We start from the raw sequence: 12,085 nt of genomic DNA, 5'->3' as shown, positions 1-12,085 counted from the left end.
CCGACCGGACCGACAGGACCAACAGGGCCGACGGGACCAACGGGACCAACCGGGCCGACAGGACCAACGGGACCAACGGGACCAACAGGACCGACAGGACCGACCGGACCGACCGGACCAACGGGACCAACAGGACCAACAGGGCCAACCGGACCAACAGGCCCAACCGGACCAACGGGACCAACGGGACCAACAGGACCAACGGGGCCGACCGGACCAACAGGAGCAACAGGACCGACGGGAGCAACAGGACCAACAGGGCCAACAGGACCGACCGGACCGACAGGACCAACAGGGCCGACGGGACCAACGGGACCAACCGGGCCGACAGGACCAACGGGACCAACAGGACCAACGGGGCCGACCGGACCGACCGGACCGACAGGAGCAACAGGACCGACGGGACCAACGGGACCAACCGGGCCGACAGGACCAACCGGACCGACAGGCGATCGAGGACCAACGGGTCCAACCGGAGAATGTGAATGTGAACCTATTGGATGTACATGTACGTTACAAGTTATTAATCTTTTAGAACAAATTGTTGAAAGAAACACTGATGACGATCCAACAAATAATATTAGTATTTCTGTAAGATTAGTTGATGATGGTACAATTGGTAACTTTGTCCCAGTAAGGCTTATTCCTGACTCATTAATGGATCCAACACTAACTCCTGGAGTTGTAATAGGTGCTAATGACACAGTTATCAACATTTGTGAAATTGCTGCAATAAGTGGTATTAATTTTGAAGATGAAGACTTAACATTCTTAGACCTACCAGAGCCTGGTGACGAATCTTGTGAAGGAATATGTGAGTCAGCTATTAGAGCAGCGTTAATTGAATTAGATGGAGATAATGTAGCCATTGGTACTGGCGGAACAACATTTACTGGTATTATTGATGCGGACCAAGTATACGTAGGAATTGTTGTCCAAGGTGGAGACACTGCAATTACCACATGTAATATAGGGTTCATCAATCCGTAGATATATAGAGAGAGAGAGAGGATACCTCTCTCTTTTTCTGAGTCTTAATATTCCTCTTTTTTATAGATTAGTAATAATAAAAAAATAAAAGTAGGGACATGCGCCGAGCCTGATAAGGTAGATTCATCATAAACTATACAAATATTAAATACATGGGGTGATAATAAATGTCGGGGATTAAATTTCATGAGGATGATTGTGAATGTTCAAAATGCTGTATAAGTGGGCCACGAGGTCCAAAAGGTAAAAGTGGACCTACGGGTCCGACTGGCCCAACTGGTTCGCCAGGAATGACGGGTCCGACTGGCCCAACAGGCCCAACAGGCCCAACAGGTCCACAAGGCCCAACAGGCCCAGCTGCGCAAGGGTGCTGTCCTTGTACGAATTTACTAGAGAATCCTGGGTTTGATGAGCTGGTAGAAGATTCAGAAACTAATCCAGTACCTGGCTGGAATAGTGACAATGCTTTAGTGCAAGATCAGAATGTACACAGTGGACGGATTCTTCCGGGTCCAATTTTCAGTATTCAAGCAGTAGCGATATTGCCAGAAGGGTTTATTAGCCAAACTGTTGAAGATATTACCCCAGGCTGTTGTTATACACTCACATTTGCAGCTGATGTACGCGCTACTGCAGGTCAAGGAAACCCTCAGCTTGTAGCATCTGTAACTTTTAATGGAGAGGATTGCACTCCTTCACTTGTTGATCTTGCAACTGGTGATATTCCACATATTGTCCCATCTAGTAATCAACCGCAGTCTAGCTTTCAACATTACGAGTTGGTTGTATGTGTGCCCGAAGGAGCAACAGAAGCGTGTATTGCCTTCCAAAACTTTGCAACCCAAGGTGTCGGGCCAACAGCATTTATTGATAATGTAGTCTTTCAATCTACTGGCGGTCCATGTGATGCAGAGGATTGTGCACAGAATTTCTAGGTATATATTTAATATGTATATAAAAGTTACATGCTAACAGAAAAACTATAGTATCTAAATCACAAAGCAGAAAAATAACAGTACCGTCAAATTGAGGTACTGTTATTTTTTATTAATCTTGACCGTTAGACTGGTTTTCCTTCAAAACCTTCTCATAAATAGCTTTTAATTGTTCTGCAATCAAAATTGAATCATGATATTTTTCTACATAATCTCGGCTTTTCTTACCTATTTCATTTCTCTTTACGGAATCTACAATGAGTATCTTCAATTGTTCATATATTGTATCAGGGTTGGCACTAATAATCGGAAGGTTTTTAGGATAGGTTACCAGTAAATCTTCTCGGATATAACAGATAACAGGTTTACCCAGGGCCATTCCTTCAAGACTTAAGGTTCCATATGCTCCTATTAATAGTTGGTCTACAATTATATCCGCCTGTTGATACTTTTGTCGCGCTGTCTCATGGTTTGTTTTTTGTATTACATGAAAGTCAAAACTAAATCCTTCGTTTTTAAGCCTTGTAACTGCCTCATTTATATAGATTGTACCTTTTATATCTGTATGAGACGGAGCATGGACAATGATTGGTCGGTCATTCTTACTATTAGGATAAGAAGGGGAATACTGACTAACATCGATAGGTTGTCTAATGATGTGAATAGATTTATAGTAATCTTTTATATAAGGTAAAAGCTCATGGTCGGCTATAATTGCATAATCAATGAGTTCCCCCCATTGCCTTAATCGTGAAATGATTTTCTTTTCATTTCGCCAGTAACCCTTCACCTTCACATATGGATTGTTAAAGCTCCTTGCGATCGATAGTCTTCTAACCTCTGAACCATGGTGTTGAATAATAATAGGTTTGCTAGATTTTTTTAGAATGGCAATGTCTTTTGCATCTGGTGTAAAGTGACCTTTTGGCATATCATGAAAGTGAAAAAGATCATATTGCTGTCCGGCATCCTTTAAAAACTCTCGTATTTTTACTTTTACCATTGAGTTTGAGACTTTTTGTAGGTTTAAGCAATTATCTGGTTGAAACCCAAAACTATGCGAAGCGAACTGAACGGAAGTAGCATCCACATCTATTTTCTTTAGGGCATGACATGAAGTAATCATTGGTAAACTTTGAGGAAAGTGTAGTATTTTCATAATCGTCATTACCTACCTAATTCCAATACCGTAATACGTAATTCCTAATTTTTGAATCTCACTTTTATCTAAGACGTTTCTTCCGTCTACAATCACTTTACAATTTTGAAATTCAGAAAAGGAAAATAGCTTATACTCATCGTGAAAGGCTTGAAGGATAATGCCATTTATATCATTCTTATCATCTCCTTTAAAAGCATTTACACCAAATGATGCAATTTCATCTTCCGTATATAATGGATCATCAATATAAATAGTTGCACCTTTTTGTCTTAGAGCATTTACTAGTAGTAAGGTAGAAGAACGAGTGGCTTCTTTTACATTTTCACGGAATGAAAGCCCTAGAATTAGGATGTTTTTACTTTGTAGTGTATAAAAACTTCCTTCGAGAAGGTTCACTGCATAATTGGCCATGTTGTCGTTTACTGTTCTTGATAAAGGAACAAGACCATAATCAAGTCCATTGTTTATAAAAAAGTAGGGGTATACTGGAATACAATGGCCGCCGACCCCAACCCCTGGCATGTGTAAGTGTGAGAAAGGTTCACTATTAGCGGCCATAATAACCTCGCTAATATCAACACCATACTTTTCTCCGTAAATAGCTAACTCATTTACCAAGGCAATGTTAACATCACGATACACAGCTTCAGCGACCTTTGTAAACTCTGCTGTCTCTAAGCTACTTACTTGTAAAACATCACAACCAATTGTGTCTCGATAAAATTGTGCAGCAATATCTAAACTTTTTTTATTTATTCCGCTTACTACCTTTGGATAGGTTTTTAGGTCTTTGAGGATACGGTTAGAATATACTCTTTCTGGACTATACGCTAAATAAAAATCCTCTCCCATTTGTAGACCAGATAGTTCCTCTATTTTTCTCCCAAATCGATTCCTTGTGTCACCTGTTGGAATGGTAGTTTCAAATATGACAAGTGTATCCTTTTTAATACTCTTCCCAATATCTTCAACTGCAGAATCAATATATTGATAGTCTATTTTATTTTGGTCATTAACTAATACTGGAACAATTACAACTACAATGCTGGATTGACTAACTGCGTCAATCGTATTTGTAGTTGCATGTATTAACCCGCTTTTCCATGCTTTATTTAGTAATTCATCGACGCCAGGTTCATTTTTTATATGAGAAAGTCCTGTATTTACTTGTTTAACAACTATTTCATTTTTATCTGCACCTATAACATAGTAGTTGCCACTGTTTGCGAAAACGGTAGCTAAAGGCAACCCGATTTTCCCCAGACCTACAACGGTTACTTTTTCCAAAAAAATCTCCTCCATTTTCAGTTTTAGATAAACATCTTTCATATACTATGCATAAGAAAAGTGGAAGAGTGTGTGATTGTATTAGATTTTGAGTACAAACTCCATTGTTTGCTTATATCATTTTTGAAGAAGATTAATATAATACAAGTAGATTAAGGAGGTATAAAGGATGGAAAAACTAAAACTCTTAGTCTTAGTAAACCAATTTTGGAGAAAATTTCCTAAACATAAACCAAAGTATGAAGCCTTGCAAGCTATAGAAAAATATGCCGAGGTTAGATATTGGTATAGGAATGGAAACATTCATGACATATTATCTGAATTAAATTTTAATCCCGATTTTATTCTTCATTATGATAATGCATGGGGGAATGCACTTGCTCCAGCAATATCTGGTTTAGATAAAGTTGATATACCAAAGGGATGTATAGTCATAGATATACATTTTAATCCAGCAAAAAGAAGAGAATATTTTGAGCGAAACAAAATCGATTTGATTTTTTCTCTAACAAAGGAAGCCTTCATAAAGAAGTTCCCAGGATCTCAAGAGAAGTTTCGATGGTTACCATTTTCCATAAATCCTGAAGTTTTTAAAGACTGGCAATTAGAAAAGGATATCGACTATCTATTAATGGGGGCTGTCTATGACCGATCGGGTATTTCGAAAAATCTAGCTAAGGCAAGTAGAGGCAAATATCCTTTTCGTGAAGAAGTACTAGAAAAAATGAGGAATATTGATGGATTTATCTTTCATCCTCATCCTGGACATAAGGGAAGGCAAACGAAGAATACGTATCTTAATGAAAAGTACGCAAGAGAACTAAATCGTTCAAAAATCTTTTTTACTTGTGGCTCTTCTTTGAAATATCCTGTATTAAAATTTTTTGAAGCACCAGCATGTAAGACATTGCTTTTGGCAGAGCCTGTACCTGATATTTTGGAGTTAGGCTTTGAAGACGGTGTCAACTTTGTAGCTTGCGACCGTATGAACTTTTACGAAAAAGCATTGTATTATCTTCAACACGAAGAGGAAAGAAAGAGAATAACTGAAAATGGGTATAACTTAATTCATACCTTGCATACGAATGAAGCGCGCGCGCAGCAACTTATTCACTATATAAAAGAGTATATTGAAAATGGCCGAGACAAATAATTTCGGCCTATTTTTCTGCTTTCAAACCATTTGTCCATACCATTAATTAATGTTTTTCATAAGATTAATAGAGATTAGTTATGAAGGTAAGCCTCACTTGGTAGATAGAGAAGAGTGATTTTGGAAAAGAGGGATAGGATGTCTAAAGAAAACAATATACCGGGGAATGTTATTTTAGGCCAAAACGTTGTTATTGAAGATGGAGTAAGTATCGGAGAAAACGTAGTAATTGGCCATAACACTGTGATTTTAGAAGGTACTAGCATCGGAGATAATGTAAAGGTAGGAGCAAACTGTGTGCTTGGTATTCAACCAAGTGGAAACGCAAGTATGAGAAAGATTGGTCAAACTTTACAGCAATTAACGATTCATTCAAATGTAAGAATTGGAAACGTGGTTTCCCTATATACTGGCACTGAAATTGGTGAGGACGTATTTATCGGTGATCATGCAAGTATTCGTGAAAATGTAACGGTCGGAAGCGGTTCTGTCATAGGGAGAGCGGCAATAATTGAATTAAATACCCGAATTGGGAAGAATTGTACGGTTCAAACGCTTGCTTATGTAACAGGAGATACGATTTTAGAGGATAATGTATTTCTTGGTCCATGCGTTTCCATGTCTAATGATAAATATATGGGGGCAAAGAAATTTTCGTTAAAAGGGCCGCACATAAGGGAAGGATCAAAAATAGGGAATAATGCGTCGTTATTACCAGGAATCACAATTGGTAAAAACGTGATTGTAGGAGCTGGAGCAGTGGTAACAAAAGATATTTCTGATCAGTGGATGGTTGCTGGAGTACCAGCTAAACGGCTAGACTCATGTAATATTGATAGGGGAAATGAAGAATGAAAATACCAATGGTTGATTTGAAGGAAGAATTAAAAGTAGTAGGAGACAGTATAAAAAGGTCAGTGATGGAAGTCATTGATAGCGGTTCTTATATACTTGGAGAAAAGGGAAGATATTTTGAACAACAGGTAGCTAACTACCTTGGAGCAAATTTTGCAGCAGGAGTGGCGAATGGAACAGATGCGCTTCTTCTTGCTTTAGAGGCACTTGATATAGGACCAGGAGATCAAGTAATAACGACTCCTTTTACCTTTTTTGCAACAGCAGAAATGATTGCAAGAGTGGGAGCAATACCAGTTTTTGTTGATATAGAACCAGAAACCTATAATATGGATCCACAAAAAATAGAAGCAGTTATTACAGAAAAGACAAAAGCCATTATCGTTGTACATCTGTTTGGAAAAGCAATAGATATGTATTCAATAAAGGAGATTGCAGCAAAATACAACTTGAAAATTATCGAGGATGCAGCCCAGGGAATCGGTACCGTGTATAACGGAGAAAAGGTTGGTCAGATTGGTGATATAGGAAGTTTTTCTTTGTTTCCATCAAAAAATTTAGGTGCTTTTGGTGATGCTGGAATAGTCGTTACAAATAATGTAGAAATGTATGAAAAAGTATGCCAGCTAAGGAATCATGGTAGTAAGGAGCGATATATCCATTCATATATCGGAGTCAACAGTAGATTAGATGAAATACAGGCTGCTATCTTAATAGAAAAATTGAAACTGTTAGACACCTTTTTAGATCGAAGAAGAGAAATAGCAAATAATTATACAATTGAAGTTTCAAACATCGTAAAAACTCCTCCAATTATCCATGATCGTACCCATACATTTCATCAATATTGTATTCAAACGGAGAAGCGTGATGAGCTTTCCAAATTCTTGAATAAAATGGGGATTGCTTCTGCCATCTACTATCCCATTCCACTGCACTTACAAAAAGCATTCCAGTATTTGAACTATCAGAAAGGAGATTTTCCAATAAGTGAGAAAGTGGCGAATGAAATACTCGCTCTCCCTATTTTTCCTATGATGAGTGAATTTCAACAAGAGTATATCATCTCAGCTATTAAAGAATTCGAGGGTGTTACAAAATGAACGTAGTAAAAATAGGAGTTGTAGGTGTAGGAAACATGGGTTCTTATCACTGTCAAAAACTAAAAGGTATGAAGAATGTAGATCTTATTGGCGTATATGACCCGGATTTTCAAAAAGCAAATACAATAGGTAATAAGTTATCGGTAAATGTATATCCAACCTACCAAGAATTACTAATGCATGTTGATGCAGTCATTATTGCTGCACCGACAAAATTCCATTTTTCCCTAGCTAAAGAGGCCATACAATTAGATAAACACTTATTTGTAGAGAAACCGATTGCTGTTTCTCTTGAGGAGACTAGCAAGCTAAAAGAATTACAAAATAAAAAAAATATTATTTTACAAGTGGGACATATCGAAAGGTTTAATCCTGTTGTTGGCCAATTAAAAAAGCTTGTGGAAGAGGATCAAATTATTTTTATGGAGGCTAAACGGTTAGGGTTATCTAGTAGAATTAAGGATGTTGATGTTGTTTTAGATGTCATGATTCATGATATTGATATCGTACTTAGCCTCGTTCGTTCTCCCATTATTGATATATCGGCAGCGGGAGTCTGTTTTAATATGAAAGGTAATTATGACTATGTTACAGCACTTCTTACCTTTGAAAACGGGATAATCTCTTCCTTAGTAGCAAGTAATATCTCACATGAAAAAGAAAGAACGTTAATTATTACAGAGAAAGAAAGAATGATTAAGACAGATTATTTATCTAGACAGCAATTGATAGTAAAAAATACAGCTGCTAATCCAATTTGTAAATCTGGATATCCAACTGAATTCTTGATGGAGAAAATAGCCATTCAAATCGCTGATCCTCTAACACAGGAATTAGAACATTTCGTAGAGTGTATTCAACATAACAAACAACCGGAAGTAAGCTTGAAAGAAGGTGAAGCGGCTTTGGAAGTGGCCTTGAAAATAAAGTCTTGTTTACAATAAAAAACAACCAATTTAAGGATTGGTTGTTTTTATTATTTTTTTCTACCTAAAATTTCCTCGATTTTTTCAACCAATTGTTTCGCTCTCACTTTGGTTGAATGATGCTCACGTACAAAATCATAGCCCGCATCTACAATTATTTGCCGCTCTGTCTCATGTTCGAGATAATATTTGGCTTTTTCATAAAAGTCATCTTCATTGATATCAATAAAATGTTTGCCTGGTATAAAACCTAAATCTTCGATCTCGTTAGAAGTAGGGGCAAGAAGAAGAGTACGACAAGCCATTGCCTCATAATATTTTTTTACAGGATATTTGTGAATGGAGTCGCAGGTAAAAAAAATTTTTGCTCTATTAATTAATTTTGCATAATTTTCTCCAATTAATCTTCGTTGTTCCTCAGTTTTACTAAAACTTTTATATCCAGGGTGCCTTGAACAAATAAATCCAGGTTCATTTTGCATTTTTTTTAGTATCTTTTGTCGTAGAGGATATACATTATCAATTTTACCAAGTAGTAGGTAGTCAATGTCTTTTTCTAAATTGTAATCATAAAAAATTTTGGTGTTTACATGGTGAGGAAACCACCACATTCTATCTTGTAGGCTTGAGTAGGTTTGTAGGAATTTATCTCTGATAATAGGAAATACGTATTGGATATTGTTATTTCGAATGAATTTGCCCCGCCCACCTACATTTCTATGAAGATCCTCACAGATTAGTGCAGATGGAATATTTATAGTGTTAAAACCTGATATATTTGGAGATGTTGACTTGTCCACATCATTAATTAATATAAAATCGGGCTTTTTTGGTAGTTGAGATACTATCTCTCTAATATCACCTGGAGTAGACCAGACTGTTAGATTTGAAAGTTTAGTCAGTTCTTGAGAAAGATAGAATGGTGCCTTGTTAAGGTGATGTTCTCTGTCGTTTGTAATAAATAATATGTTTAACATTAATATCCGCCTTCCAATATTATTAACGTACTTCTGTATTGATATGAAATTAGTATGGCGGACGTGTGGTCGAGTGCATAGATGAAATAAATATCCGCTAAAATTAACCTATAGACAGTAGACTATTTGTCCTTCAAACAAGCACTTCAGTAGTAAGATAGAATATTATACTACTGTTAATCCATTTGAATAATGTTAAAACCATAATTCTGAAATTAGGTGATAAAACTATGCTTGTTCATTACCATATAGGTAGAAGGGTGAGAGAAAAATACGATAAAATTTTACCTGTCTTATTTAGAAAAAAAATAAATACCTATAAAAATGTTATATTGAGTGATGGAATTGGATAAGAAAAAAACTCGTATTGCAATTTATGGAATTTATAAAAATGAAGAAAAATTTATTAAGAGATTTTTACATTCAGTCAAAGATGCAGATGAAGTTGTTCTTTGTGATACAGGATCAACAGATAGTACAAATGAGATTATTAAAAGTTTTTGCAAAGAAAATTCTACTTTACGCATATCTATCTACAAGATATGTGTATCTCCTTGGCGCTTTGATGATGCCAGAAATACTGCGCTTTCTCTGATCAGTTCTGATATTGAGATTTGTATATCATTAGATATTGATGAGTATTTAATGGATGGATGGAAGGAATGCTTACTGAAACATTACGACCCTACTATTACAAGATATTTTCATAAATTCAGTACAATTTGGCCAAATGGTGGGGCTAGTCAGCATTGGCACGAAAGGATACACAAGCGAATTGGGTATCAATGGAAGCTTCCAGTACATGAGATACTTGAATATAACGGTGAAGAGAAAATTAAGAGACTATCTGATTTTTGGATTTATCAAAAACCAGATACTGAAAAATCTAGATCTAGTTATCTGCCTCTCCTAGAACAATCTGTAAAGGAGCGAAACGATGTATGGAAATCCTGGAGTTTCCTTGCGGGAGAGTATATTAGAGCTAGGAAATATGATAAGGCAATTTGGGCAACCGATGAAGCGTTAAAGATAGAGGACAGCGATAAAGGGTATCTTCATAAGCTAAAATATATTATTTATAAATCTCAGAATAAAATAGATTTGGCTTTGCATGAGCTAAACCAAGCTATCATGTTCTTACCCATTAGAAGAGAAATAAGATTTGAAAAAGCTAAGTATTTACACCAACTTGGTAGAAATCTAGAAGCGTTTTTTACGTTAAAAGAAGCTGAAAAACTAAATCGCAAAATTACAGACTATCATTTTAATGAATCTGCTTGGAATGAACATTTTGTTCAATGGAAAGAAAAGCTCCTAGAGCTTGCAAAAAAAGAAGGTCTTGAACTATGAACAATAAATTAAAGATAGCAGTTTATGCAATTTGTAAGGATGAAGAGCAATTTGTAGATAAGTGGATGGACTCTATGCTTGAAGCTGATTTAGTAGTTGTGGCAGATACGGGTTCTACAGATAATACTGTTGAGAAGTTACGAGCAAGAGGTGCTCTCGTATATTCAATTAAAATTAATCCCTGGAGATTTGATCTTCCCCGAAATATTGCGTTGAATTTTGTTCCTGGGGACTTTGACGTTTGTGTGAGTACTGATTTGGATGAAGTATTTGAAACTGGTTGGAGAGATAAACTTGAAAATATATGGAGAGATGATACTACAAGAGTAAACTATATGTACACGTGGAAATTTAATCCTGACGGAACGAGGGCTACAACTTTCTGGAGAGGAAAAATACACAGTAGACACGGGTATAGATGGGTACATCCTGTACATGAAGTATTGTACTATTATGGGACAAAACCTGATAAGACGGTATGGGAAAGAAGCATTCAACTAAACCATTTTCCTGACGAAACAAAATCGAGAAGTCAGTACCTGTCGCTTTTAGAATTATCAGTTAAAGAAGACCCTGACTATCTAACTAATTTGTTTTATCTAGGACGTGAATATTCTTATTATGATAAGTGGGATGAATGTATTGAAACACTACAGATCTTCTTACAAAAGCCAGAAGCAACTTGGAAAGATCAACGAAGCGCAGCAATGAGGTTTATTGCACGTTCCTACAAGGCTAAAGGTAATCTTGGAGAAGCAAGAGCGTGGTTGTATAAAGCAATTGCGGAAGCAAGGCATTTACGTGAACCATATATAGAGATGGCTCAATTAGCACATAAAGAAAAAGATTGGCCAACAGTGTACAACATGGTTGAGAATGCATTAAAGATTAAGGAGAAAAAAGCTAGCTATTTAACGGAAGGATTTGCTTGGAACTACACTGTATATGATTTAGGAGCGTTAAGTTGTTATTACCTAGGGATGCTTCAAAAATCATATGAATTTGCGAAGAAGGCAGTTGAAATGGATTCGGGTAATCAGAGATTAAAGGACAATTTAGATAGAATAAAAAAATCATATGAACATTCTTTGGAATAAAGCTAAAAACTATCAATAAATGATAATACCAAGAGGGTGTTTTGAAAGGCTTTAGCTTTTGAACCCCTCTAATTTTGTATAAAAAAATACCCTTCTGATTTAAATGAAGAGGGAATTTTTCCTTATGTATCGATATTATGGGGAGAAAGTCTTTTAGTTTATGATTGATACTTATAAGTTTGTTGTGAGGATCCGGTTACTGGATTCTTCTTCGACTATATTAATGATCCTCAACAATTAACAATCGGTA

Annotated in this window: 11 protein-coding genes; 8 read left to right on the top strand and 3 right to left on the bottom strand. The window is 36.5% G+C overall.

The annotated features are described in order from the left end of the window. On the top strand, positions 1-990 hold a 990-nt coding region (locus AB3M96_RS20900), incomplete at its 5' end, for a hypothetical protein (protein WP_412969548.1). Between the two features lie 167 nt (positions 991-1,157). Next, positions 1,158-1,925, top strand: a complete 768-nt coding sequence (locus AB3M96_RS20895) for a collagen-like protein (protein WP_412969547.1) — start codon at positions 1,158-1,160, stop codon at positions 1,923-1,925. Positions 1,926-2,037: 112 nt separating this feature from the next. On the opposite strand, the gene AB3M96_RS20890 is transcribed toward AB3M96_RS20895, so the two are convergent. Then, the gene (locus AB3M96_RS20890; RefSeq protein ID WP_412969546.1) at positions 2,038-3,051 is read right to left on the bottom strand and encodes a glycosyltransferase family 4 protein; all 1,014 of its coding nucleotides are present in this window, start codon (positions 3,049-3,051) and stop codon (positions 2,038-2,040) included. 45 nt (positions 3,052-3,096) lie between these two features. Beyond that, a complete protein-coding gene (locus tag AB3M96_RS20885) occupies positions 3,097-4,374 on the bottom strand; it encodes a nucleotide sugar dehydrogenase (RefSeq protein ID WP_412969545.1) in 1,278 nt (425 codons plus the stop codon). A 169-nt stretch (positions 4,375-4,543) separates the two neighbouring features. Between AB3M96_RS20885 and AB3M96_RS20880 the strand changes: the two genes are divergently transcribed. From AB3M96_RS20880 to AB3M96_RS20865, 4 genes are all read left to right on the top strand, one after another. Then, positions 4,544-5,527 (top strand): glycosyltransferase family protein, encoded by a 984-nt coding sequence (locus AB3M96_RS20880; protein WP_412969544.1) that lies wholly within the window; start codon positions 4,544-4,546, stop codon positions 5,525-5,527. 138 nt (positions 5,528-5,665) lie between these two features. After that, a complete protein-coding gene (locus AB3M96_RS20875) occupies positions 5,666-6,382 on the top strand; it encodes an acyltransferase (protein WP_412969543.1) in 717 nt (238 codons plus the stop codon). Continuing rightward, on the top strand, positions 6,379-7,485 hold the full coding sequence (locus AB3M96_RS20870) for a DegT/DnrJ/EryC1/StrS family aminotransferase (RefSeq protein WP_412969542.1): 1,107 nt from the start codon (positions 6,379-6,381) through the stop codon (positions 7,483-7,485). Before AB3M96_RS20875 ends, AB3M96_RS20870 begins: the two co-directional genes overlap by 4 nt. Next, positions 7,482-8,429 carry a Gfo/Idh/MocA family oxidoreductase gene (locus tag AB3M96_RS20865; RefSeq protein ID WP_412969541.1) on the top strand — a complete coding sequence of 316 codons (948 nt, stop codon included), beginning with the start codon at positions 7,482-7,484 and terminating at the stop codon, positions 8,427-8,429. Before AB3M96_RS20870 ends, AB3M96_RS20865 begins: the two co-directional genes overlap by 4 nt. Positions 8,430-8,461: 32 nt before the next feature. On the opposite strand, the gene AB3M96_RS20860 is transcribed toward AB3M96_RS20865, so the two are convergent. Then, on the bottom strand, positions 8,462-9,388 hold the full coding sequence (locus tag AB3M96_RS20860; RefSeq protein WP_412969540.1) for a glycosyltransferase: 927 nt from the start codon (positions 9,386-9,388) through the stop codon (positions 8,462-8,464). Positions 9,389-9,733: 345 nt separating this feature from the next. Here AB3M96_RS20860 and AB3M96_RS20855 point away from each other — a divergent pair, with 345 nt between their 5' ends. Continuing rightward, positions 9,734-10,738, top strand: a complete 1,005-nt coding sequence (locus tag AB3M96_RS20855) for a glycosyltransferase (protein WP_412969539.1) — start codon at positions 9,734-9,736, stop codon at positions 10,736-10,738. Then, entirely contained in the window at positions 10,735-11,835 is a 1,101-nt protein-coding gene (locus AB3M96_RS20850) for a tetratricopeptide repeat-containing glycosyltransferase (RefSeq protein ID WP_412969538.1), read from the top strand. Before AB3M96_RS20855 ends, AB3M96_RS20850 begins: the two co-directional genes overlap by 4 nt. The last annotated feature ends 250 nt before the right edge of the window (positions 11,836-12,085 follow it).

The sequence above is a fragment of the Ferdinandcohnia jepli genome, from assembly GCF_047246645.1.
Lineage (GTDB): Bacteria > Bacillota > Bacilli > Bacillales > Bacillaceae_L > Ferdinandcohnia.
The sequence above is the reverse complement of the archived record's forward strand: the minus strand, read 5'-3'. Positions and strand labels throughout refer to the sequence as shown.

Bases quoted from the DNA above. Each gene is read 5' to 3' on its own strand.
- AB3M96_RS20895 (WP_412969547.1), top strand. From the start codon at position 1,158: ATGTCGGGGATTAAATTTCATGAGGATGATTGTGAATGTTCAAAATGC.
- AB3M96_RS20890 (WP_412969546.1), bottom strand. From the start codon at position 3,051: ATGATTACTTCATGTCATGCCCTAAAGAAAATAGATGTGGATGCTACT.
- AB3M96_RS20880 (WP_412969544.1), top strand. From the start codon at position 4,544: ATGGAAAAACTAAAACTCTTAGTCTTAGTAAACCAATTTTGGAGAAAA.
- AB3M96_RS20875 (WP_412969543.1), top strand. From the start codon at position 5,666: ATGTCTAAAGAAAACAATATACCGGGGAATGTTATTTTAGGCCAAAAC.
- AB3M96_RS20870 (WP_412969542.1), top strand. From the start codon at position 6,379: ATGAAAATACCAATGGTTGATTTGAAGGAAGAATTAAAAGTAGTAGGA.
- AB3M96_RS20865 (WP_412969541.1), top strand. From the start codon at position 7,482: ATGAACGTAGTAAAAATAGGAGTTGTAGGTGTAGGAAACATGGGTTCT.
- AB3M96_RS20860 (WP_412969540.1), bottom strand. From the start codon at position 9,388: ATGTTAAACATATTATTTATTACAAACGACAGAGAACATCACCTTAAC.
- AB3M96_RS20850 (WP_412969538.1), top strand. From the start codon at position 10,735: ATGAACAATAAATTAAAGATAGCAGTTTATGCAATTTGTAAGGATGAA.